Consider the following 24,285-nt stretch of genomic DNA (forward strand, 5'->3'; position numbering starts at 1 on the left):
ACATCACGGGGGTCGAACGCACTCGGCCTTTGCAGACGCGCATCCGACGACCGCTCAACAGCCGCTATAGTCCTCCGGACTGTCACTGGCCCGTACCAGCTCGAACGATCAGGTTCAACGTGCAAGAGTCGACATACAGAGCATCACGGCTTCACGCGCTCGTTCACTGACTCCCGGTTCAGATTGATGCGCGGTGGACGCGGCCCTCATCGCTGGCGATATTTTCGCTACCGCGCAAGCTCGGAATCGCTATCTCGAGACGGGTAGGATTTGCGGCAGGATGCTTCTATACGCAGGTTCGGCGCGTACTGTCGTTAATTCATGTCCGCGGCCGCCTAGACCGGCTGTCGCACCGGGCACTTGCCGCCGAACGGCGGACCGACCGCGTTCTGTACGAAGAACCCGTTTTTCCCTTGCATATCGATCGCGTAGATCGAGCCCAACATCGCAGCGACGATCGAGCTAATTTCATCCTCGTTTTTGATGACAACACCGCCAGCGCCGACTTCGACATCAGGCTTGAAGATCTGGTTGTCAATCTGGCCAATCAGCCGAACGTCGCCGTCGGAATCGGGTGGTGTTGACATGCTCAAACTCTGCCAGTGAGTAACCATCGCTCTCGGGGGAGACGATGGCCCAAGTCTTGAAATGAAGGCGGTTGGCAGCGAAACAAACTCAGTTAACCGCGCCTTCCCACGTACAACGACCGCAGCATTGTTAAGAACATTCAGCGCCACTCCGCCATCGGCACTGTTAAATCGTGTGTAAGAGCAGCTTAGCTCGACCGAACTGTCGGATATGATGTCTTCGGCAAACAAAACGCCTAGATCCTTTTTAGGGAGGAAGTCGCAAATGCTGGATACAGCGCAACGTTCAATCGCCGACACTATCTCTTTTCGGTGCGTATTTCGGACGAAGGTGACCGGCGGTTTCGGGATCGTGACCGGCGATTTCGGCAACGTGACCGGCCGTTTCGGGAACGTGACCGAACGGACCGTACGACAGGACTGGCGTTGCGCATGACATCAACCACGCGAGCTATGCTCGCCGGCTTTGGCCGGAGAAAGCATGCCCGCGCACCGGATGAACATGCGCATGATCAAGGACGTTTTACGACTTAAGTTCGACGGCGGTTTCTCGCATGATCGAATCGCCGCGTCGCTGGGTATTTCCAAGGGCGTGGTCACGAAGTACGTCGGACTGGCGGGTGCCGCCGGGCTGGATTGGGCGATCGCCTGTGATATGGACGAAGGCGAGCTCGAGCGACGGCTTCTTGGCAAGCCCACCGGACCCGCGGCCTATGCACAGCCCGACTACGGTCGCATTCATCAAGAGCTGCGCCGCAAGGGCGTGACGCTGACGTTGTTGTGGGAGGAATATCAGGCGGAGTTCGCGAATCGGAAGACTTACCGTTACACGCAGTTCTGCGAGCACTATAAGGCGTTCGCGAAACGGCTGAAGCGCTCCATGCGGCAGATCCACCGAGCTGGCGAGAAGCTATTCGTCGACTTCGCCGGTCCCACGTTGCCGTTGACCACAGGGCGCCGCGCGCACATCTTCGTGGCCGCCATGGGCGCATCGAGCTATACATTCGCATGCGCCACGCCGGCCGAGACGATGGAGGATTGGCTGAGTGGTATCGCCCGCGCGCTGACCTTCTACGGCGGCGTTCCCCAGCTGATCGTGCCGGACAACCCGCGCGCGATGATCGCCGATCCCGATCGCTATGAGCCTCGCGCCGGCGACACCGTGCTGGACTTCGCGCGTCACTATGGCACCTCATTTCTGCCTGCACGCGTTTATCGCCCGCAGGATAAGCCGAAGGTTGAAGTGGCGGTTCAGGTGGTCGAACGTTGGATCATGGCGCGCCTACGTCATCATCAGTTCGAGTCGGTCCAGTCGGTGGACGACGCGATCCGTCCGCTACTGAAGAACTTGAACGAGCGCTCGTTCCAGAAGCTGCCGGGATGCCGCGCAAGCGCGTTCACCGAACTGGACGCGCCGGCCCTGCAACCGCTGCCGGCGCAGCCGTATGAGCTCGCGCGGTTCAAGGCAGTGACGGTTCACATCGACTATCACATCGAGATCGATAAACATCGCTACAGCGTTCCGCACGCGCTTGTCGGACTCAAGCTCGATGCGCGCATCACAGCGGGTGCCGTCGAATTGTTGCATCGCGGTCGCCGTGTGGCCAGCCATGCGCGCAATGATCGCGTGGGAGGCTACACCACCGTCGTCGAGCACATGCCGGCGGCACACCGCGCCCATCTCGAATGGACTCCGCAGCGGCTTATCCACTGGGGTCAGCAGATTGGCGGCGCCACCGGCGCGCTCGTCGCGCGGCTTCTGCAGGAACAGCGCCATCCCGAGCACGGCTATCGGGCATGCCTTGGCTTGCTTTCGCTCTCACGTCGCTATGGTCGCGACCGTCTCGAAGCGGCATGTGCATTGGCGCTCGAATTGGGTGTGCATCGTTACCGCCACGTGCGCGACATCTTGGTCAACAAGCGCGACCGCGCGGCAGCGACCACGCCTGCCGAATGGGTCAGTCCGAGTCACGCGCATGTACGCGGCCCCAGCTACTATCAATAAGGAGAATCGGTCATGATGATGCACCAAACCTTGACGCAACTACGCACCCTGAAGCTGGACGGATTCGCCAACGGATTGGAAGAGCAACTGACGCAGCCCGGCACGGCGACTCTGAGCTTCGAGGAACGCCTGTCGTTGCTGGTCGACAGGGAAGCAAGTTGGCGCGATGATCGTCGCCGCACCCGACTGCTCAAGCAAGCGCGCCTGAAGTATCCGCAGGCCACCATCGAAGATCTCGACACCCGCGCTGGTCGAGGCGTGGACCCGCGTTCTCTCACAAGCCTGGCTCTCGGCGACTGGGTCGAGGCGGGATACAGCCTGCTCATTAGCGGCCCAACCGGTGCCGGTAAGTCATGGCTCGCTTGTGCCCTCGCGCAGTATGCATGCCGACGCGGGCACTCCGCGTTGTACCTGCGCGTGCCGCGTCTCAGCGAGGAACTGCGTGTCCTCCACGGCAACGGCGGCTTCACCAAATGGCTGCTGCAGGTTGCTCGCGTTGATGTTCTTCTGCTGGACGATTGGGGAATGGCTCCGCTCGACTCGATGGTCCGAAACGATTTGCTCGAGATGATTGATGACCGATCTGCCGGAAAAGCCACGATCGTCACCAGTCAGCTACCAATCGAACACTGGCATGGCTGGATAGGCGACGAGTCGATCGCCGACGCAATGCTCGATCGCCTTATGCAGCGACATCACCGCATCAAACTGACGGGCGAATCTCTTAGAAAACCATCTCCGAAACCAAGCGTGCTCGAACCAGAACTCGACCAGAACTAGCAAGGAAATCTACAATCGACACCGCGCAACGCCCGACCTTGCCGAATCGGTCACGTTCCCGAAATCGGCGGTCACGTTCGCCGAAATACGCATTTCGGTATGCTCGCAGCTCTAACATCTGGGGGGACGACTGATACTTGACGGCTAGATCTGGGAAAGAGACGTTGTAGCCATCGACCCGTGAGATGGCGTAGTCAACTCTAGTAAGTTGAAGATAATAGTTATTGAGAGCTTCCAGCTTCGCCGGATCGCTCACCTTTTCCTTTACGCCGAAAACTGTGTTGGGCACCAGCAGATATCCGACGGGCGCCGAAGTAGTTTGAGTGAACGACGTCCCAATAGTCGTTAATGTTGACAAGATCGAATTGATGTTTTCGGGGTCAGCGGAAACAGCGACTTTGAGCGCATCGGAAATCCCAGCTCCTCCGCGAGATTCAAAGTCGATCTTTATTTTTCCAAGACGCTCTGCAGTCTCAACGATCGTCTTCCAGCGCGTTCCCATCTCAACGTTTCCGGAAACTCCGACTGCGTTTATGGTAGCTTTTCCTTCAAATGCGGTTTTATAGGTGGCTTCGATGCTCTTCTTGGACGCTGCTGACGAAGCTGAAATGAGCAGGACTACTGCGACCATGGATTGATTGTGCTGCGCTACGACGGTATGAGTCCCACATGCTGTGCGAAACTCATCAAACTTCTTGTCATCGATAAGGTGTCTAAATTTTTCATCGAGTGAATATTGAGTCAAGCCTCGTCTTCCGTAGTCGCTGAAAGCTTTCACAACAATTGCGAGGTTTCGATTTTCATCTTTCGCAAACGAGTCATACTTGATGTTGAGCGACGAACTGGCACCCGCTTTTAGCGCGGCAAAATTAACATCTGCCTTTGATTTGTAATCGACCTCAAGATTCAATGTCTTTGCAAGTGACGTGTAATCACTTACCAATTCGATGGTTGCGTTGGTCTGCACTGCACCTGCGCCGTCCAGCCACGCTACATCCGAGTCCTTATAATTTAGGCATGCGGATCTTTGTTGATTTACTAGGTCAACGTCGATGCCCGACCCGATTGTTATTGCGTTGTTGTTGCTTCGGGGGATGGAGAGCGATCTGTAGTCGTCCGTGCCATGCGCGAGTGGCACTAGCAGACAACAAGCTATGACCATGAAAAGGCGCCGTGCTACGCAGTGCGGGTACACTTCAGTGACCTCCCTTTTCCACGACAAAGCCGATGTTCCAGTCACCGGGACGGCCGGGGTCGCCGTCTCGCCCCCATTTTCCGGTCGGCCCCGGTTCGCCATCTCTACCATCTTTGCCGTGGGGCCCTTGGCCCGCGCATGCCCCGCTAGGGTGAAATACGATCGGACCTAAGTTCGATCCATTGCCTCCGCACCCGCCGAAGCCACCTTTTGCACCTATCCCTTTTGCTCCCGGCGCCCCTCCTATTCCTGGTTCTCCGCCTCCGCCACCATTAAGCGTGTATTTGAAATCGGACGGGGGGTTCCCTTTATGTTCTGCGTCTTCCGCAATGATGTACACGTTCAAGTCGCCGCCTCTTCCGCCGTTTCCGCCGTCGCCGCCCGGCCCTCCCCAACCTCCGTTTCCACCATCTCCGCCAGCACCGCCGACGCCTCCAGTTGCAGCAGTGCGTCCAACAGCCGCATCTCCCCCCTTACCGCCAGTTCCGCCCGTTCCGCCGTCTCCGCCGTCAATGCCGCGGCCTCCATGACCGCCTGCACCGCCTTTCCCTCCAATGGCACTCAGCACTACCGTCGTTGCAGGGCTGTAAGTACGCGCTTTCAGAGTAATCGCGGCGGCGGCAGAACCGTCACGCCCGTCGGAGGCATCGCTTCCACGCCCTCCATCTTGCCCACGGATGCCGTTGCCCCCTGCGTGACCGGTTTCTGCATTGCGCCCAAGCGGATACTTAATCGAAGTATCTTCAGCATCGTCTCCATTTTGTCCCGGTGGACCATCCGGACCGTTCGGCGCTCTTCTAACGACGTCCGCGTTTGGATCGAATAGGCCATCAGCGCCCTGCGCCCCGCGGCGATTCTCTATGTTGATGGCACCGCCAATTGATGTCTCGCCCCTTATATACAGCGCCGCCATGGTGACCACCTTCGAATTTGGCGCGAACATAATCTTGTCACAATCGATAAATATCTCGGGCGGAGGAGACAATCCAGGCTTATCATCAGGATGCACAAGTTCTATTGTTCCCTGGATCAAAATCAACTGCACATTATTTTCTTTGCAATCGTAGCTACCAATTTTATACGGTGACTTTTCCGGGCCCCAGCTTACCAACGCATTTTGCGAACTTGCCGTGCCAATCGCAAAACAAAAGATCAGTGTCAAGATCAGGAGCCTTCCTTTCGAACTGAATAATCTCATTCCAAGCTCCGACTGTGGCAAGCTAACCTATTGTTGAGGGAAATATCTTGCTTCCATCAGCGCGCCTGTGTCGCATTCCACATCAACGTTAATGAGTGCGTTCACGGCACCGACGTGGGAGAAGAGGACAATCCACGGCCCCCAAGCTTGCGGAGGCGCAGCGTACGCAATTGTATTTCCTTCGCCAGTGACCATAACGCTGCAAAACCCTAGGCCGATAGATTTTCCTCGAACATCGACATTCGCAATAGAGTCGCTCGTTTTGATAGAGACGCCGTCAACTAGTGGGATGATTTGTTTTTTTTCTGCATGAACGTCTGTTGCCAATAACGTAAAAGCGACGATTGCGCGGTATACCAAATGGAGGCAAGTCTGAGAAGCCACAGTTTAACCCCCGCTTGATATTCGGTGATTGCCAGCAGCGTTCCGATCCGATCCGATCCGATCCGATCCGATCCGATCCGATCAAATATAGGTATTAATGAAGGGATGTAAAAATCATCGTTTACCCCCGGCGAGAGGTTGTGTGCCTCCATTGAAGTAATTCCGACTGTCGAAACCGCACGTAAGCTTTCGGTTCTCGCAGCGTCTTCATTAATCACATGTTAGAAACGGCCACCATTCTTCCCATTGAATCTGTCGGCACAAACCGACGTTTTGGCGTCCGACAAATAAGACGCGCGAGCGATACGTATCGCGACCGGCTGTCGCTTGATGCGTTCTACATTAACCAAGTGGCATCGACGTAGGTGTCGAGCGCCCGACTGAGCGCGACACCTAACGGCCGGTTCAGCAGAAATTGCTGGGACGGCAGCCGTCGGATGCGTGTCGGTAGTGAACATCTGCAATGGCCGATAACCGCGTGTTGAGCGTCGGGCGGATTTCGGATGTAGACCAGCCGTTCGGGTGACCGCCCTATGACTCAGGCGAGCGGCAGAAACTGGCCGGATTGAGGCTGTGCCCTCGGTGATTTGCTCGCCGCAAAGCGGCCATTGAGCGACAGGAAACGAGAGCTTGGCTAGTCGAACTGGATGTCGACCTCGACCGGCGGCTCCTGGCCGATCAGGTGAGGTCGCCAACGACCGCTTTATGGCACTGCAACTCGCGCAACGTCGATCCGACTGACCACTTCAGAGGCGACCGTGTGACCGCAGGGTCGACTTGAGATATTTGAAGGGTACAAAATCAATAGAAGTTGCGGCTTATGCGGTATGCCCGTTGAGACGATGCGGAATATCAGAATATCTACGAGCCGCTGGGCGACCATCTAAATGCATGGAGCGCGTCATTAGCCGTATTTTCAATAAGTTCCAGCCACGCCGTGACTGCATAAGCTTTCCGCTTACACCGACTCGCACGGGATTAAGCGTTCAACATCCCACTAAGCCGTCGATTGCAATACTCTGTCATGGAGGATGCAGACATCCTCTTCTGAGAATAAGCGAAAAAGTTCAGCGGTCGATGCCACGCCAAGCTTAAGCATCGCGTTCGTTTTGTGGGTGCAGATGGTGTGCTTCGAGCGGTGGCGCGCTAACGCGATCTCCTTCAGCGACTGACCGGCTAGCGTCGCCTTGAGAACGTCGATTTCGCACGCGCTTAGAGGCTGAAAACTCTGGCCGCGTCTAGGCAGCGTCGCCGCGTACTTGGCAAGCGTGGACGATACAAATTTTTGGCGGGCGTACGCGGCATCGATCGCTGACTTCAGATGCTCGCCGACTTCATCCCGGTCCAGCACTGCGTGAACGGCGCTCAGGGCCGACAGCGTGGCGAGGTAAGCGGGATTCTTGATACACGAATGCAGCACCAAACCCACGTCAATATGTCCCGCCCGTATGCGGGTCAACAAAGGTTCGCGAGCGGAGTTTTGCCTCGACGAGACGCTCTGCAGGTCCGCGACAATCACATCACACTCACTCGCGAGCTTGGCCAGCGTATCACCGCAGCAGGTCGTGGCCACGGTTGTGACCCCTGCGCATTGCCTGACGGCCGCCTCGGTACCCAGTGCGCTTATGAGATGGCTACCAGCACAAACAACCCTTAACGACATCGTGACCTCGCAGATAGATACGAAGCAACGAGCCTACCGAGGGCGTGGGCCTCGGACAATCGGATGGATACGAACAGGCGATCTTCAGACAGCCGTCGCAATTGCTTTCAATAAGCTGTCGTCGATATCGAGTCGAGTTTTCCCCCACTCTATAGGTACACAAAACTCACTGCCAACACTGCCAAACTGCCAACAGCGGCCTCAAACCCTTACTGGGTAAGGGTTTCGCTGTTGGCAGTGGGCAGCGCTTTGATGCCAATTGTTGGCAGTCGACTGCCCACACCCCGCTATCAGGGATTCCGTCATGCGAAACACTGCCAACACTGCCAACACACTGCCAACAGCAAAAGCTATATAACATAAGGGTTTGAATAGGGTAGTTGGCAGTTGGCAGTGTTGGCAGTGAGATTTCCCTACACGGGAATTTTGTGAAGGCAGAGAAATCAGTCGAAAGCCATTAGAAAGCGTTTAACGTGATCCTGACAAAGCTTTCATGTTCATGTGTTCCGTTTGGCCATAAAAAAACCTCGCGCGGTGGCGAGGTCAAAAGATAGAAGCGCGACGTGCTGCTACTGATCGTCGTCAGCTTTCCAATCAGCGTGATTTTTACGTGGGTAGAGCACGTAGACCTGCCCCAAGCCACGCCCACCGTTTCTCGTCCAGCCCTTGCGTCCTGTGGGACGCAATAGGATGCGAGCTTTGTGAAGGGCCTTGCAGGCGTGCTTCAGGTCATAACCGACGACGAACACCCCCTTGAAGGTTGCGGGCGGCACGTACACGGTGATCTTGCCGTCGGCGTCGGCCCGGATGAAGCCCAGCGAGTTGTGCACCACGGGCATGTTTTCAGTAAGCGGCAGGCGAACGAATCTCGAGTGCTCATGCTGCTCGATGAGACCTTCGACCTGCTCGATCAAACGCTCATCGTCGCGGTCGCCCGTCCCGAACACATCAAGCCACCGCCGCCAGACGGTATCGACCGCCTGCTGCGATTCTTCGGCGGTCCACCCCGTCAAGCCCGCCTGCGTTGCCATCACCAAGGCAGCGGCTAGCAGGGCGAACTTGCGTGTCGCGCGCCGCACGGGTGGCGCGGCATCCGGCGGCACCATCGACGCCATACGGATACGCTCGCGCCCGATCTGCTCGCGCGCGTCACTCCACCTTGGCAGAAGCCATTCCACGAACGCGGGCCCAAGCGTGCCATGCTGTGCGCGACCAGCAGCCGTCAGTGCGTCAGAGAAAGCTTCGGCGCTCGCGTAGCCGTGCAGTTCGTCAAATGCGCGATGCAGGCCCGCGTCGGCGGGCACATCAAGCAAGCGCACCTCCTGCCCGCCACGCGGCTTTAGACCGCCTTCGGCGAGATACTGACTCATCGCGACTTCGCCCGTCGAAATGAGCGTCAACCTCCACGACCGAGAAGCGACGGTGCCGCCGTCACGCGCTCCTTGTACCTTCGAAATGCCATTGAGCATCTGGTAGATCGCCGGGCCGATTTTGCGCGCATCGCCCGAGCCGATCTCGTCCAGATACAACAATCGATCGTTGGCTGACTCCGACATCAGCGCCAGACCTAGGGACGTACCATTCCAGCTCGCCTTGCTGCGGTCTGGGTCTCCCCAGACGCTAGCAGCCACATCGCCGCAGGTGCTCTTACCCGCTGTCGAGTTGGTATAGAGATGCAAACCAATGCCGTCCTTCTCTCCGGCGATGGAAAGCAGCGGCCCGGCCAGCGCGCATGCCACGCTCGTCATAGCGAGGGCATTGCCTTGCGTTAGGCGACCTACCTGCTCTCGCCAATCGCCAAGCGTGCCACGCGCCTTATAGGCGCTCGGATTGTCCGGTTTGCCGTTGAAGTGCATACGAGCATTGGGTTGCCCAACGACTTCCCCGGTCGGCAATACGAAAGCGCCGTGCTGCCAACCGGTCATGCTGACGATCTCATACCACGCGTCGCGGTTCTCGGTCTGAAGCCAGTACGCAAGTCGCTCACGAGCCGCGCGATCGGTTGCGACCGCCAGCCCGCCGCTACGCAATCGCGCCCAACCGTCGCGCTCACCAATCTCTGCATTGGGCATGGCTTCGATTACCTCTTCGCCGCAACCCGCGCGCCGCCAGCGCAACACGCGCATCTGACGGCCTGAGCTGTCGCGGCCGCTTCCCAACGCCTCCAGCGAGTCACAGAGCCATCGAGGCGCGAGATAAACCGTCTTGCCGCTGTCGCGATCGACTTTCACGCCCACAAAGTACAAGCCGTCTTGACGGCGCTCGTAATACGCTTCTAGTTCGCCTCCGCTGGCAGTTGTCGCTCCTGCGCCGCTACGGTCCGGCTCATCGCCGCCATCGGGCTTCGCAGCCTTCCTGATCTGCCTGGCCACCGCGGCCGCTCCAAAACGTGTGTGCATGTCGTTGAAGTCCGTTTCGTCGTCACCACGCTTGTCGCCGAACTCCGGGAGGGCAACGGCGCCACCGACGGATCGCGCCGCCTCCACCGCCTTCTGCTGTCCGTTACCGAGGTCAGCCAGTACAGTGATTTCGGCATCGGGATAGGCCGCGCGCATCGTCTGTGCAACCTTCGTGAGGTTGCCCGCCGAGAGCGCCGCCACTGCCGCATCACCCGTACAGAGGTGAGCCGACAGCGCTGTAGCGACACCTTCGGCGATGAGGATGCGTTTGCACTCTTCGGGCGCGGCGGCGAACCAGCAGCCGCCCGCCTTCTCCCCATTGGCCAAGGCCGACTTGCGCCCGAGTTCATCGATCATCTCGATGGTGGTCACAGCGCCCCCGACCTGCACAGGTGCGATGAGAACGCGCCCCTCGAGCTGCGCGCCGCCCGATTGCGGCCGGTAGCCGATCAGCTTCTGAAGCTTCGCGGCGTCCATTTCGCGCAGGGTGTCAACCGCACTGACACCCTTGCGCATCAGGTACGGATGATCGTCGCGAGCGGGGTGAGCTTTCTCAATGACGGCGATGGCAAGCGAGGCCGCGTGCTTACGGGCCTTCGTTCGTTTCTGCGCCTCTTGTTCCGTGCGTGCGTCGCGCTCGACACGACGGCGCTCGACCTCTGCCGGGTCGATAACCGTTGCGGCGGTCGAACGCGGCTTGTAGCCGTACTTCTTCGCGATCGCGAACAGCGTGCCGATGGTGATACCGGCGTCGGGACGAATTGAGCGCCACGTATCCCGAACGTCAGCCGCCACGTAGTTCGGGCTTCCCTGACTCCAGTTGTCAAACATCACAAAGCCAGCTTCGCCCTCGCTATGCTTGAGCGATGCAGCGACACGAAACCATACGTCGCGCTCAACGTCCGGCGGAATGTACGAGAGTGCTTCAAGGATCCGCTGATGATCATCAAAGACGGTGCTCATTGCTTACCTCCTGCAATCGAGCCTGCTCGGGCAATCACACGAGCGAAGGCAAGGTTGTCGCCGATCGCCGCCGTCGCTTGCCCCGCGAGAACGCGCATGCGCGGCGATGGTTCACGCTTGGACATCATGGTTTCAAGCAGATCGGCGCGGCGAAATCCTTTCTCGGCCGCTGCGGCGAACACCACGTCGAGCACGCGGCGCGCGAACTGGCGCACATCGGGATCAGCCTTCTTTGCATGAAACACAAGGAAGCCGCACATGAGAACGCACTCAGTCGGGCTCGCGTACTCGCCTTCAGCGATTGGGATGCCGAGTTTGTAGTTCTCGTTCATACGACCTCCCGCGCGGCCAGCGTCAGCCCCTGAATGATCTGCGGCAGTAGTTCCGGGCGCAGCATGATGCCCTTCTGCGTCGGCACGAACTCACCCGCTGCATTGGCGACCACAAGCCGGACATCGACGTACTCGCGGCCTTTGTACCAACGATGAATGATCCGGATGCGCTGCGTCGCGCTCTTCTGGATATCCATCACCACCTTGTCCTGATCGACCGTACTCATACATCCTCCTTCGAACCGATCGCGCACTGACCGTGGCGTACGCAATCTGCGTCCACGTATTCATGCAACTGTTCTGCGACGCCAGCAGACTGATCGATCAACATGCGAACGACACCGTATACAGGGTGGTCGTCGCTCACAGGAAGGTCTGCAATGGCGATCAGCAACATCTGCAAGACATCGTGGAACTGCTGAACCTTCGCCGCCATCTCGAGGTGCCTAACCATGGTTTCCCTCCTGTAAGGAGTACTCATCGCTGTGAGCACGACTAGAGCGCTCTAATTTGAGACGGTCGATCAATCGCTGTCGAAGGACGCACTCGGCCTCAGACGCGGTCTCGACGATCTGACCGATGAGCTCGATTTCACTGGCGATGCGATAGAGCAAAAGAGGGTGTTCGGCTTCCTGTAACGCGCCGGAGCGCACTGGTTTGAGTTCAGGGCTTCGGTCATTGGTGATCAAGCATCCGATGGCTGATACGACGGTGGCTAACGACGACGCGGAATCGCCCGCCACGGTTAGGCAGTCCGCGAGGAATTGCAGTTCGCTGTCCGAGGCGTTCGCCATGTCGAAGCGCTCTGCGAAAAACGCGAGCAGGCTTGCTGCCGAAGGTATTTGCTGGATAGCGGTGCGTGTTGTCTTAGTCATGGCGCACCTCCGCACGGGCGAGCTCGGCAAGCTCGAGGAGTGCATCTGCGCAGCAGTCAAGCGCGTCGTTCGCGCTCGGCGCGAGCGCTGCGTCGCGCAGGGCGCGATTGATGATCTGAAGTTGAAGCGGAGATTGCGTTTGCTCAGGACGAGCGAGAGTAGTGCCATGCATGGCTTTGCTCCTTGTAGTGAGACTAGGCCCGTTTTTGAGACGGGTGGGCAGGAGCTCAAAACCGCTACAAGACGGCGGGCATATTCCCCTTGCGGGTCTTTTATTAGCCGCACTCCCGCCCATAGGCGCAAAACCAATAGGCGAAACAAAAGCCACAGACTGACGGGGTGGCTTGACCGCTTGTAGAGGTGTTTTGAGCACCGTTCCCGGAGGATAGTCGAGCAATTCGCCGTCCGTCAAGTTGTTCGCGAAATCGTACCTAACCGATGGCGCCTGTAAGCGCTCCGATCTAGCATCTCTATTTGGGTTGTTTGATTGACTGGCCTTCGAGCCAGCTATTTTCTTATCTGTCATGCGGACTCTCCGAGCAGGACCGCACGCAGCTCGCCGACGTTCCACAAGGCGTGGCCGCCGATGTTGCGGGGTTTCGGGAGGTCGCCGCGCTTGGAACGATTCCAGACGGCAGAGACGCTGCAGGAGCAGAGCGCAGCAACGGTTTGAACTCTGACGCCTGCCGCAGCGGGCAGGCTGTCGAAGTTGCGGACTTCAATGTTGAGCATCGTATCGACTCGAAAGCGTGCGGAATTGCACGGGTCGGTACGGATTAAATACCCCAAGAGTCTAAGAAAATAGCCGCCCGCCGACTGCGCGTAACCGCGTAGTCGCTCGTCGTATACGCCTGCCAAGCAAACCTACTAGGCAGACCTTTCTTTACGCAGATCGAGGACCCATTCATAAATGGTCGTGGATGCTCTGTCTTCGCTCAGGCCGCATCGGTGTCGAAGGTTAATTTCTAGTGCGCAGGCCTCGAGAGCTTTTGCCGTTTGTCGAGAAGACTTGCCGTCCCACGCGCCCGTATCGAGTTGGTCACGGAGCCAATTCTTGATTGGCTGGTAACGCTCTGCGCGGGCAAATCCCCCATTCGACGAACGCTCCAGCAGATCTACCCGGGCTGCTTCGCGTGCCTTTTGGGCGGCATACTCGCGCCCAGCCGCCTCACTCGCGACCACGAGGCTGCTATTCGAATTCGATAGATGCTTAAGCGCTTTCGTGACTTCGCCTTGTCGGAGACATGCGCCGGCACGGTCTATCTCTGATAATGCCTGCGCGGCCAGCATCATCAAAACAGCCGGCTGATGAAGGAAGGCCGTCACTGGATCGGTGCAGCCTCTGAATGGAGACGGAAGCTCGTCTAGATCGCCTTCCCTGATCTGAGATAGCAAGAGGGAAGTGACGCCATGCTCTGGCGTATATGTCCAGCCGTGCTCCACGGCTTCTTGTTGGCCCAAGGAATTCCATCGATCCTCGACCGTTTCCACCACTTTCGAGAGCGCGAATATCTCGCTTACGTTCGCGGCGCCCGCATACCCGTGCCAGCGCGGAAAACACCATTTCCTCGCGTTCTCAACGAAACCGGTTAGCCCAAGATCTGCGGCCCGACGATCGTCTGGGTCGTCGAACTCCCCGATGATTTCAAACATTGCTCGCCCTGTTGCAGAGCCCTATTTGGGAGACGTGCCAGCCGGGAAGGGCACCCGGTTTTCGCCTCGTCGGGCTAGGCACGGCAAACTTTCACGCCTGATTGTTCATCGGGATGACTGTCCCTTCATCAATGACCTTGTCACAGAACGCGGCCCAGTCATCCATCAGCCGTCGGCGCTTTTGCAGCACGTCGGAGCGCCAGTAGGCCGCCTCGGTCGCATCGCCCTTGATATGTGCGAGCGCTACCTCGGCCAGCTCGCGAGGATAGTTTGTGTACTCGCTCGCCCAATCCCTGAACGTCGATCGGAAGCCGTGCGGCGTGGCCTCCAAACCTTGCCGGCGCATGATCGCAAGCAGAGACATATCAGACAGCGCGCCGCTCGCCCGCGGGCTGGGAAACACGAGACAGACATCGTCTTGGCGCTTGATTGCCTTCAGCAGCCGCACGGCCGCCGTGGGCAGGGGCACGCGATGTTCCTTCCGTGCCTTCATCTTCTCGGCCGGCACCGTCCAAATACGTTTTTCGAGGTCTATCTCGCGCCAGTCAGCAGCCCGCGCTTCCCCGGATCGCGCCGCGGTCAATATCGAGAACTCCAGGCACCGCGCGCTAATGCCTTCAATGGCGCGCAACCTTTTCATAAACGCGCCCATCTGTGCGATCGACAAGGCGGGGTGATTGCGAACGCGCTTGGTCTTCTTCGGGGCGCTCAATAGCTTGTCGAGGTTGCCCCGCCACGCGGCCGGGTTGACACCTTCATCCCGGAAACCCTTCACGCGCGCATAGTCGAGAATGGCCTCAATCCGGCCGCGCAGGCGGCTAGCAGTTTCGGTCTTGGACTGCCAAATGGGTTCAAGGATCTCTAGTACGTGAGAGCGCGTCACATGGCGGATTTGCATTTTGCCGATGACCGGGTGAGCGTACTCGGCGAGGGTATATGTCCACTGCGCGCCGTGCTTAAGGTTGCGCCACTCGACTTCCTTCGCAGCGATGTACCGCTCTGCGGTCTTCTCGAAGGTCATCTCCAGCGCGTGGCCCGCGCGCAGTCGGCTCGCCGCTTCCTTCCGCTGCATCACAGGGTCGATACCGCGCTTGATGTCCTCCCGGAGGGCGAGGGCCTTCTCGCGCGCTTCGGCGACGCCCATCCCCTTCTGCGAGTAGGCCTCGATGCCAATCTCGCGACGCTTGCCGGCGACAACCACGCGAAGCACCCAGTAGCCCGCCCCAGTGTCCGAGACGTCAAGGTACAAGCCAGCGACGCCCCCCACCGCGTATCGGCCTGGTTCCTTCAGTCTGCTGACCGCCAACGGTCCAAGTTCCTTCGCTTTCTTTGGCATCGCCGATCGTCGAAGTTTCCACAAGCTGTGAGAGCCTTAGATGGAGCCGCGAGCAATCTACCCACCAGCCCCTCCACCATCAGCCCTCCACCATCCCATCCACCATAAAATTTACGACTGAACGCGTCGAAACGCAATGAGTCGAGACGCTCCGACGGAGCTGAATTGGGCTGGAAGTCTTGCTGGACGGGGATTTGCGCGATCAAGCGCGACGAAACGAGACGAGAAAAAACAGGCGGGGTGGCGGAGGCGGTGAGATTCGAACTCACGGAAGGATCGCTCCTTCGCCGGTTTTCAAGACCGGTGCCTTAAACCGCTCGGCCACACCTCCAGCAAGGCGCGTATTGTAGCGCAAGTCATCGGCGCGAAGTTGCGCTCAGCCGTCGAGCGATTTCGTCGCCCGGAGCGCGGGAAAAAGGCGCATCCACAGCAACGCGACGACGATCGTCCCGACGCCGCCAATCAGCACCGCCGGCACCGCGCCGAACAACCCCGCCGTCATCCCCGACTCGAATTCGCCAAGCTGATTCGACGTCCCGATGAACAGCGAGTTGATGGCCCCGACGCGCCCGCGCATCTCGTCGGGCGTCTGCAACTGCACGAGCGACGAGCGCACGACCACGCTGATCACATCCGATGCGCCCAGCGCCGCAAGCGCAATCAGCGACAGCACGATATTGCGCGACAACCCGAAGCAGATCGTCGCGATGCCGAACGCGATCACGCCGCCGAACAGCGCCGTGCCCGCGCGCTGCCGCAACGGAAAGTGTGCGAGGTAAACGGAGCCGGTGAGCGCGCCCACGGCAGGCGCCGCGCGCAACACGCCGAGTCCCCACGGACCGGTATGCAGGATGTCGCGCGCGTACACCGGCAGAAGCGCGGTCGCGCCGCCGAGCAGCACGGCGAACAGATCGAGCGACAGCGCGCCGAAAATCACCGGCTTGCTCTTGATGAACCCGATGCCCGAGAACAGCGCCGCGAACGACAACGGCGCGCGCATGCGCACGGCTTCATCGATCTTGATGGCCGCGACCGAGAACGCCGCCGCCAGAAACGCAATCGTCACCGCGCCGTACACCGTCAGCGCGCCCAGGCCGTACAAGAGGCCGCCCATCGCGGGGCCGAGAATCATCGCGGTCTGGTTCGCGGATGTCGACCACGCCGTCGCCTGCTGCAATTGCGAGCGCGCGACGAGATTCGGCAGGAGCGCCGCCATCGACGGCGATTCGAATGCGCGCGCAGCGCCCGTGATCATCGCGATGACGTAGATCGGGCCGACGTTGCCCCAGCCATGCCACGCGCCGAGACACAAGGCGAGCGCGCCGACGCCCTCGATCGAATGGCAGATGTACGCGATCGTGCGCCGGTCGTAACGATCCGCGACATGGCCGACGACGAGCGTCAGCACGAACATCGGCACGAACTGCGCGAGGCCGACGAGACCCAGCGCGTACGCGCTATGCGTGATCGAATAGACCTGCCAGCCGATCGCGACCGACATCATCTGAAACGCCACCGAAGACATCACCCGCCCGGCCCAGAAAAGCGCGAACGGGCGATTTCGCATGACGGAGCCGGGCGCCATCGTGGGCGCGCTCAATTTTTCACGTCCTTCAAGAACAGCTCCTGCAGATCGTTGAGAAAACGCTGGCCGAGTTCCGTCGGCGCAATCCGTTCGATGCTGCGCGTGATGAGTCCGCGCTTCTCCGCCTCGACAAGCGCGGGTTCGATCGCCGACAGCGCGAGACCCGTGCGCTCGACGAACGCATGCACCGGAAAGCCTTCGACGAGACGCAGCGTGTTCAGCATGAATTCGAACGGCAGATCGCGCGGGCCGACGTCGCGCTCTTCTTGAATCGCGCTTCCGGCTGCCGAAGAAAGCGCCTGGTCCATGTAGCTCGCGGGATGCTTGAAGCGCGCCTGACGCAAGATCTTCGACGGAAACGACAGCTTCGTGTGCGCGCCCGCGCCGATGCCGAGGTAATCGCCGAAGCGCCAGTAATTGAGGTTGTGGCGGCTTTTGTGATGCGGCTTCGCATACGCCGAGACTTCGTAGCGTTCGTAGCCCGCCGCGCGCGTGCGGTCGTGAATCCAGTCCTGCATGTCGGCGGCGGCATCGTCGTCGGGAAGGGCGGGCGGATACTTGGCGAAGAGCGTGTTCGGCTCCATCGTCAGGTGATACAGCGACAGATGCGGCGGCGCGAACGACAGCGCCGTCTCGATGTCCCGGCCGCATTCCTCGAGCGACTGCTGCGGCAGCGCGAACATGAGATCGAGATTGAAGTTGTCGAAATGCTTCGCCGCAATCTCGACGGCTTTGCGCGCCTGCGTGGCATCGTGGATGCGGCCGAGCGCCTTCAGATGCGCTTCGTCGAAACTCTGGATGCCGATCGACAAACGGTTCACGCCGCTCGCACGAAACGACGCGAACTTCGCGGCCTCGAACGTGCCGGGATTGGCTTCGAGCGTGATCTCGGCATCGGCATCGATGGGCAGCAGCGCGCGCGCATCGGACAGCAGCCGGTCGAGCCCTTTCGCCGACAGCAGCGAAGGCGTGCCCCCGCCGATGAAGATCGTATGCACCTGCCGTCCCCACACGAGCGGCAACGCGCTTTCCAGATCGGCGCGCAATGCGTCGAGATAGCGTTCTTCAGGGAAGGCGTCGTCTTTCCATTCGTGCGAGTTGAAATCGCAATACGGACACTTGCGCACGCACCACGGGAAATGCACGTACAGCGAGAGCGGCGGCAGCGACGTCAGCCGGATGCTGCCCGGCGACGTGAACGCCTGCACGACGTTGATTGTCTTCGGTCCGGCGCTCACGCAAGTTCCCTCAGTCGTTGCAACAGGTCGCGCAAGGCGAGCGCGCGATGGCTCAGCGCGTTCTTGCGCGCGGGATCGAGTTCGGCGGCGCTCGCACCGAGCGGCGGCAGATAGAAATACGGGTCGTAACCGAAGCCGTTCTCGCCGCGCGGCGCGTCGAGCACTTCGCCGTGCCAGCGGCCTTCCGCGATGAGCGGCTCGGGGTCGTCCGCGTGACGCACGAGCACCAGCACGCAGAAGTAATACGCGCGGCGCTCGGCGACGCCCGCCAGCGCGGCGACGAGGCGCGCGTTGTTCGCGGCATCGCTCTTCTCGCCGCCGTCCATCGACGCATAGCGCGCCGAATACACGCCCGGCGCGCCGTTCAGCGCGCGCACGCAGAGGCCGGAATCGTCGGCGAGTGCGGGCAGGCCGGTGAGCGCCGACGCGTGCCGCGCCTTCGCGAGCGCGTTCTCGACGAAGGTCGCGTGCGGCTCGGGCGCCTCGGGCACGCCGAGTTCGCCCTGCGCGATCAGTTCGATGCCCGCCGCATCCAGCAGCGACGCAAATTCGCGCAGCTTGCCCGCATTGTTCGATGCGAGCACGACCCGCCCGAGCCCTCCGGGAGATTGCGCGTCAGACACCTTGAATCCCCAGCGCTTCTTTTTGTTTCAGGACGAGCGCCTTGATGCCGCCGTCGGCAAGCGCGATGAGTTCGTTCATCTCTTCGCGCGAGAACGGCGCGCCTTCCGCCGTGCCCTGCACCTCGACGAAACCGCCCGATCCCGTCATCACGACGTTCATGTCGGTGTCGCACTGCGAGTCTTCGTCGTAGTCGAGATCGAGCACCGGAGAACCTTCGAAAACGCCGACCGAAATCGCCGCGACGAAATCTTTCACCGGCGATTTCGCGATCTTGCCGGTGGCGAGCAGTTTGCCGACCGCATCGTGTGCGGCGACGAACGCGCCCGTGATGCTTGCCGTGCGCGTGCCGCCGTCGGCCTGGATGACGTCGCAATCGATATGCAGCGTGCGCGCGCCGAGCGCGTTGAGATCGAACACCGAACGCAGCGCGCGGCCGATCAGGCGCTGAATCTCCTGGGTGCGGCCCGTCTGTTTGCCGCGCGCGGCTTCGCGGTCGCTGCGCGTATGCGTGGCGCGCGGCAGCATACCGTATTCCGCGGTGAGCCAGCCTTGCTCGCGTCCGCGCAGGAATTCGGGCACGCGTTCGGCGATGCTCGCCGTGCAGATCACCTTGGTATCGCCGAATTCGACGAGCACCGAGCCTTCCGCGTGCCTCGTGTAATTCCGCGTGATGCGCACGTCGCGCAACTGATTCGCGCGGCGGCCGCTCGGGCGCGGGGGAGAAGACTTGAGCAGGGGAGAGTCGGTCATGGATGTCGAAGGATGAGATGGAAGGCGCGCCGTTGAAGCGGAATCCGCGCGACAACGCAGGATTTTATCGCCAATCCCATGGGGGCGTTGCGCGCGCGGTGCAGGATCGCCGCAGCCGCAAGCAGCGGGAACCGCCGCATGGGCGGGCCTCGCGCCAAAAATGGGATAATGCGGATTCCACGTCCGGCGGCCAAACGCGTGCCACTCCCAAGGCACTTTCGAGAGCGCCGGGCGCTCCGTATCGAACAGGCCTTCGCAACGAAGGCTTCATATCGCGAGACGTACCATGATCTACAGCATGACAGGCTATGCCAGCGCGACGCGCGAAGTCGTCGCGGCGGGCGCCGGACCCAATGGCGCGGGCGGTTCGGGCGTCGGTGTATCGGTTGAATTGCGCACGGTGAATTCGCGCTTTCTCGACCTGAATTTCCGCATGCCCGAAGACGTGCGCGCAACAGAGCCGCAATTGCGCGAAATGCTGATGAACAAGCTCTCGCGCGGCAAGGTCGATATCCGCATCAACCTGAATCGCGTCGAGCAGACGGCCAACGCGGGCGCGCTCAATCGCGAGGCGCTCACGCAACTCGCCACGCTCGAGCGCGCCGTGCTCGACGTATTCCCCGACTCCGAACGCATGCGCACCGGCGAAATCCTGCGCTGGCCGGGCGTGCTCGCGGAAAGCTCGGTGTCGCAGGACACGCTGCGCGAAGCCGTGCTCGCGTGCGGCAAGCAGGCGATCGCGGATCTCATCGATGTGCGCGCGCGTGAAGGCGCGGCGCTCGGCGCGGTGCTCATCAACAACGTGACGGAGATGGAAACCATCGTCGCGCGCATCACGCCGCTTGTGCCGGAACTGATCGCGAAGCATCAGCAGAAGATCGTCGAGCGCCTGCAGGACGCACTCGGCATCGCGACGTCCGACGGCGCCCATACAACGATCGCGACCAGCGTGCCGCGCGAGGAAATCGCCGAGCGCATCCGCCAGGAAGTGACGATGTACGGTATCCGCATCGATATCGCCGAGGAATTGCAACGTCTCACCGCGCATCTGACCGAGACGCGCCACGTGCTGCAAAAGGGCGGCAAGGTCGGCAAGCGGCTCGACTTCATGATGCAGGAGCTCAACCGCGAAGCCAACACGCTCGGCTCGAAGGCCGCCGCGAAGGAACTCGCCGATGCCTCGATGACGCTCAAGCTGCTCATCGAGCAGATGCGCGAACAAGTTCAGAATCTGGAGTAACGCAACATCATGCCGAACACTACGCACCGCTCGCACAGCCACTACACGGGCATTTATCCGGGCAATCTGTTCATGGTGGTCGCGCCGTCGGGCGCGGGCAAGTCCACGCTCGTGAACGCGCTGCTCGCCGAGGACGAAGCCATTCGCCTGTCGGTTTCGTACACGACGCGCGAGGCGCGCTCGAAGGAAACCAACGGCGTGCAGTATCACTTCGTATCCGTCGACGAGTTCATGGAGCGGCACAAGAAAGGCGAGTTCCTCGAAAGCGCCGAAGTGCACGGCAACTACTACGCGACCTCGAAGGTGTGGATCGAGGACCAGATGACGAACGGCCATGACGTGCTGCTCGAAATCGACTGGCAAGGCGCGCAGCAGGTGAAGAAACAGTTCCGCAATGCGGTGGAGATTTTCATTCTGCCGCCGTCGCTGGATGCGCTCGAAGACCGCCTGAAGAAACGCGGCCAGGATTCCGAAAAGGTCATCGTGCGGCGTCTGCTCGCGGCGGGTAGCGAGATGGCGCATGCATCGGAAGCGGAGTATGTCGTGATCAACGAGAACTTCGATCGCGCGCTCACGGAGTTGCGCTGTCTCGTGGCCGCGACGCGTTTGCGCTTCACGTCGCAATACGCACGCAACACGCAGCTTTTCGTGGACCTGGGAATTCACTCCACGCCGCAGGCATGACGCACCGCCGTGGCCGGGTCATAGCGGTCACATAAGGTAGAATAAAACCCATATCGAGAAGGAAACAAACATGGCCCGCATCACTGTCGAAGACTGCCTGAAACAAATCCCGAATCGCTTCGAGCTCGCGCTCGCGGCAACGTACCGTGCGCGCCAGCTCGCGCAAGGCCATACGCCGAAGATCGAAAGCCGTGACAAGCCCACCGTCGTCGCGCTGCGCGAGATCGCGGCCGGTCAGGTTGGCATCGAAATGTTGAAGAAGGTGCCCGTCTAACGGCGCCGTTTTTTATCGTCTACCCGTTTCACTTTTTGCAACCGACGTATCAGCGCGTCGCACCAACACGGAGGCGAGGATGAGTCAGACACCATTGCCCATCTCCGCTTCCGTGGATCCGGACATCGAAATCGATCAGGATTCGATGCTCGATGCGGACAAGCCGCACGCGGCGCGCAAATATATCGACGCGGTCCTCGAACAGTCGTTTCGACATTTGTTCGGCCCGACCGCAACGCCTGAACAGCCGCGCAAGCACGACGTCGTTTCCATCGCGAAGCTCACCAACGGGCTCGCGAACTACATCTCCGCCGAGGAGATCAAGGAAGTCAAGTCGGCGTTCCACTTCAGCGACGAAGCGCATCTCGGGCAATATCGCCAGAGCGGCGAGCCGTACATCACGCATCCGGTGGCCGTCGCGGAAATTTGCGCGGGCTGGAAACTGGATGCGCAATCGATCATGGCGGCGCTGCTGCACGACGTGATCGAGGACCAGGGCGTCACCAAGGCCGAGATCGCGGAGCGCTTCGGCGCGAAGGTCGCGGAACTCGTCGACGGCCTGTCCAAGCTGGACAAGATGGAATTCCGCAATCGCGAGGAAGCGCAGGCGGAAAACTTCCGCAAGATGCTGCTCGCGATGGCGCGCGACGTGCGCGTCATTCTCGTCAAGCTGGCCGACCGGCTGCACAACATGCGCACGCTCGGCGCGGTGCCGCCGGAGAAACGCCGGCGTGTCGCGCGCGAGACGCTCGACATTTACGCGCCGATCGCGCATCGGCTCGGTCTGAACAATACCTATCGCGAACTGCAGGATCTGAGCTTCGCGAATTTCAATCCGACCCGTTACGCCACGCTCGAAAAGGCGGTGAAGGCGGCGCGCGGCAACCGGCGCGAAGTGGTCGGCAAGATTCTCGAAGCAGTGCAGCGCACCATTGCAGATGCGAAGATCAACGCCGAAGTCACCGGCCGCGAGAAAACCATCTACAGCATCTATAAAAAGATGCGCGACAAACAGTTGTCGTTCTCGCAGGTGCTCGACGTGTACGGGTTCCGTGTCGTCGTCGAGAGCGCGCTCGAATGCTATACGTGTATCGGCGCGCTGCATGCGCTCTATAAGCCGGTGCCGGGCAAGTTCAAGGATTACATCGCGATTCCGAAGGTCAACGGCTATCAGTCGTTGCACACCACGCTGGTCGGCCCGTTCGGTGCGCCGATCGAGTTCCAGATCCGCACGCGCAAGATGCACGAGATCGCCGAGGCCGGCGTCGCGGCGCATTGGCTCTACAAGAACGGCGGCGCGGATCTGAACGACGTGCAGAAGCGCGCGCATCAATGGCTCAAGTCGCTGCTCGACATTCAAAGCGAAGCGGGCGATTCGAGCGAATTCCTCGAACACGTCAAGATCGACCTGTTCCCGGACGCGGTCTACGTTTTCACGCCGAAGTCGAAGATCATGCCGCTGCCGCGCGGCGCAACCGCGCTCGACTTCGCGTATTCGATCCACAGCGACCTGGGCAACCAGTGCGTCGCGGTGAAGATCAACAACGAGCTTCTGCCGCTGCGCACGGAGCTGAAGAGCGGCGATATCGTCGAAGTGATCACCGCGCCGTATTCGAAGCCGAATCCCGCGTGGCTCGGTTTCGTGCGCACCGGCAAGGCGCGCTCGGCCATCCGTCACTATCTGAAGACGATGCGCCTGAACGAGTCCGTGCAACTGGGCGAGCGGCTCGTCGACCAGAGTCTGAAGGGCTACGGCCTCGCGCTGTCGGAGGTTACGCCGGAAGTGTGGGAAAAGCTCGTGCAGTGGACCGGCAACAAGACGCGTCAGGAAATTTTCGCGGACATCGGTCTCGGCCGGCGCGTGGCGGCGGTCATGGCCAAGCGCATCGAAGTGCTGATGAACGGCCGCGACGACGAAGACCATCCGCGCGAGCACACGAACACCAATACCGCGCCGCCGGTGGTCATCACGGGCACGGAAGGCATGTCGGTGCAGTTGTCGCCGTGCTGCCGTCCCATTCCCGGCGACGACATCATGGGCTATATCGGCATCGGGCTCGGCATGGCGATTCACACCACCGAGTGCCGCGTCGCGCAACGCATTCACCGGCGCGATCCGGGCCGCTGGATCGACGTCGCGTGGGCGCCGCAGCCGGGCCGCCTGTTCGATGTCGCCGTGAAGGTGCTCGTCAAGAACACCAAGGGCGTGTTCGCGCGCGTGGCGGCGGACATCACGTCGGCGGACGCGAACATCGTGCATATCGCGATGGACGAAGACGTATCGCAGGAAGCGAAGCTGCTGCGCTTCGTCATTCAGGTGAGCGACCGCGTGCATCTCGCCAACGTCATGCGCCGCGTAAGAACCAATCCGGACGTGATGCGCATTGCGCGCGAGCGTCCGAGTGACGAACCGCATCATCGCAATCAGGACGGCGGCATGCGCATCGACCGGGAACGCGCCGACTACTGATCCGGCGCGGGAACGCGGCGTGCATGGCCGTCGTCAATCGACGAGGAGAG

Annotated in this window: 22 protein-coding genes and 1 tRNA gene; 6 read left to right on the forward strand and 17 right to left on the reverse strand. The window is 60.4% G+C overall.

Going from position 1 to position 24,285, the window contains the following annotated elements; all coding sequences use genetic code 11:
• Positions 1 to 335: 335 nt before the first annotated feature.
• A complete protein-coding gene (locus BRPE64_RS33145; protein ID WP_160167915.1) occupies positions 336 to 959 on the reverse strand; it encodes a hypothetical protein in 624 nt (207 codons plus the stop codon).
• A gap of 109 nt (positions 960 to 1,068) precedes the next feature.
• Here BRPE64_RS33145 and istA point away from each other — a divergent pair, with 109 nt between their 5' ends.
• Positions 1,069 to 2,592, forward strand: coding sequence for an IS21 family transposase (gene istA / locus BRPE64_RS03575; RefSeq protein WP_016344653.1), 1,524 nt, complete (start codon positions 1,069 to 1,071; stop codon positions 2,590 to 2,592).
• 12 nt (positions 2,593 to 2,604) lie between these two features.
• A complete protein-coding gene (gene istB / locus BRPE64_RS03580) occupies positions 2,605 to 3,372 on the forward strand; it encodes an IS21-like element helper ATPase IstB (protein WP_044041207.1) in 768 nt (255 codons plus the stop codon).
• Here istB and BRPE64_RS32740 read toward each other — a convergent pair.
• The 16 genes from BRPE64_RS32740 to rph form a co-directional block, all read right to left on the reverse strand.
• Positions 3,317 to 4,339, reverse strand: a complete 1,023-nt coding sequence (locus BRPE64_RS32740) for a hypothetical protein (protein WP_144063314.1) — start codon at positions 4,337 to 4,339, stop codon at positions 3,317 to 3,319. The two genes, istB and BRPE64_RS32740, sit on opposite strands and share 56 nt — an antisense overlap.
• Positions 4,340 to 4,568: 229 nt before the next feature.
• Positions 4,569 to 5,729, reverse strand: a complete 1,161-nt coding sequence (locus tag BRPE64_RS32745) for a hypothetical protein (protein ID WP_144063315.1) — start codon at positions 5,727 to 5,729, stop codon at positions 4,569 to 4,571.
• 1,417 nt (positions 5,730 to 7,146) lie between these two features.
• Positions 7,147 to 7,722 carry a helix-turn-helix transcriptional regulator gene (locus tag BRPE64_RS03605; RefSeq protein WP_160167916.1) on the reverse strand — a complete coding sequence of 192 codons (576 nt, stop codon included), beginning with the start codon at positions 7,720 to 7,722 and terminating at the stop codon, positions 7,147 to 7,149.
• Positions 7,723 to 8,381: 659 nt separating this feature from the next.
• Positions 8,382 to 11,174: a DUF927 domain-containing protein gene (locus tag BRPE64_RS03610; RefSeq protein WP_016344657.1), complete on the reverse strand. Its 2,793-nt coding sequence runs from the start codon at positions 11,172 to 11,174 to the stop codon at positions 8,382 to 8,384.
• On the reverse strand, positions 11,171 to 11,506 hold the full coding sequence (locus BRPE64_RS03615) for a hypothetical protein (RefSeq protein WP_044041213.1): 336 nt from the start codon (positions 11,504 to 11,506) through the stop codon (positions 11,171 to 11,173). Before BRPE64_RS03615 ends, BRPE64_RS03610 begins: the two co-directional genes overlap by 4 nt.
• Positions 11,503 to 11,733 carry a transcriptional coactivator p15/PC4 family protein gene (locus BRPE64_RS03620; RefSeq protein ID WP_016344659.1) on the reverse strand — a complete coding sequence of 77 codons (231 nt, stop codon included), beginning with the start codon at positions 11,731 to 11,733 and terminating at the stop codon, positions 11,503 to 11,505. Before BRPE64_RS03620 ends, BRPE64_RS03615 begins: the two co-directional genes overlap by 4 nt.
• Positions 11,730 to 11,960, reverse strand: a complete 231-nt coding sequence (locus tag BRPE64_RS03625) for a hypothetical protein (protein WP_044041214.1) — start codon at positions 11,958 to 11,960, stop codon at positions 11,730 to 11,732. Before BRPE64_RS03625 ends, BRPE64_RS03620 begins: the two co-directional genes overlap by 4 nt.
• On the reverse strand, positions 11,953 to 12,381 hold the full coding sequence (locus BRPE64_RS03630; RefSeq protein ID WP_044041215.1) for a hypothetical protein: 429 nt from the start codon (positions 12,379 to 12,381) through the stop codon (positions 11,953 to 11,955). Before BRPE64_RS03630 ends, BRPE64_RS03625 begins: the two co-directional genes overlap by 8 nt.
• Positions 12,382 to 12,903: 522 nt before the next feature.
• Complete coding sequence (locus tag BRPE64_RS03640; RefSeq protein WP_044041217.1) at positions 12,904 to 13,113, reverse strand: helix-turn-helix transcriptional regulator; 210 nt, start codon at positions 13,111 to 13,113, stop codon at positions 12,904 to 12,906.
• 135 nt (positions 13,114 to 13,248) lie between these two features.
• Positions 13,249 to 14,034, reverse strand: a complete 786-nt coding sequence (locus BRPE64_RS03645; protein WP_044041218.1) for a hypothetical protein — start codon at positions 14,032 to 14,034, stop codon at positions 13,249 to 13,251.
• Positions 14,035 to 14,125: 91 nt separating this feature from the next.
• On the reverse strand, positions 14,126 to 15,370 hold the full coding sequence (locus BRPE64_RS03650) for a tyrosine-type recombinase/integrase (RefSeq protein ID WP_044041219.1): 1,245 nt from the start codon (positions 15,368 to 15,370) through the stop codon (positions 14,126 to 14,128).
• Positions 15,371 to 15,611: 241 nt separating this feature from the next.
• Positions 15,612 to 15,701 (reverse strand) — tRNA-Ser (locus tag BRPE64_RS03655).
• Between the two features lie 45 nt (positions 15,702 to 15,746).
• Positions 15,747 to 16,955, reverse strand: coding sequence for an MFS transporter (locus BRPE64_RS03660; RefSeq protein ID WP_016344662.1), 1,209 nt, complete (start codon positions 16,953 to 16,955; stop codon positions 15,747 to 15,749).
• Between the two features lie 11 nt (positions 16,956 to 16,966).
• A complete protein-coding gene (gene hemW, locus BRPE64_RS03665) occupies positions 16,967 to 18,193 on the reverse strand; it encodes a radical SAM family heme chaperone HemW (RefSeq protein ID WP_016344663.1) in 1,227 nt (408 codons plus the stop codon).
• Positions 18,190 to 18,816, reverse strand: a complete 627-nt coding sequence (rdgB, locus tag BRPE64_RS03670) for an RdgB/HAM1 family non-canonical purine NTP pyrophosphatase (protein WP_044041221.1) — start codon at positions 18,814 to 18,816, stop codon at positions 18,190 to 18,192. Before rdgB ends, hemW begins: the two co-directional genes overlap by 4 nt.
• Positions 18,809 to 19,567: a ribonuclease PH gene (gene rph, locus BRPE64_RS03675; RefSeq protein WP_016344665.1), complete on the reverse strand. Its 759-nt coding sequence runs from the start codon at positions 19,565 to 19,567 to the stop codon at positions 18,809 to 18,811. The genes rdgB and rph overlap by 8 nt, the downstream gene beginning before the upstream one ends.
• 286 nt (positions 19,568 to 19,853) lie before the next feature.
• On the opposite strand from rph, the gene BRPE64_RS03680 reads away from it, so the two are divergent.
• From BRPE64_RS03680 to BRPE64_RS03695, 4 genes are all read left to right on the forward strand, one after another.
• Complete coding sequence (locus BRPE64_RS03680) at positions 19,854 to 20,807, forward strand: YicC/YloC family endoribonuclease (RefSeq protein WP_016344667.1); 954 nt, start codon at positions 19,854 to 19,856, stop codon at positions 20,805 to 20,807.
• A gap of 9 nt (positions 20,808 to 20,816) precedes the next feature.
• Entirely contained in the window at positions 20,817 to 21,491 is a 675-nt protein-coding gene (gmk, locus tag BRPE64_RS03685) for a guanylate kinase (protein WP_016344668.1), read from the forward strand.
• Between the two features lie 70 nt (positions 21,492 to 21,561).
• Positions 21,562 to 21,765 (forward strand): DNA-directed RNA polymerase subunit omega, encoded by a 204-nt coding sequence (rpoZ, locus tag BRPE64_RS03690; protein ID WP_006999799.1) that lies wholly within the window; start codon positions 21,562 to 21,564, stop codon positions 21,763 to 21,765.
• 79 nt (positions 21,766 to 21,844) lie between these two features.
• The gene (locus BRPE64_RS03695; protein ID WP_173405432.1) at positions 21,845 to 24,235 is read left to right on the forward strand and encodes a RelA/SpoT family protein; all 2,391 of its coding nucleotides are present in this window, start codon (positions 21,845 to 21,847) and stop codon (positions 24,233 to 24,235) included.
• Positions 24,236 to 24,285: the final 50 nt, after the last annotated feature.

Source organism: Caballeronia insecticola, from assembly GCF_000402035.1.
GTDB lineage: Bacteria > Pseudomonadota > Gammaproteobacteria > Burkholderiales > Burkholderiaceae > Caballeronia > Caballeronia insecticola.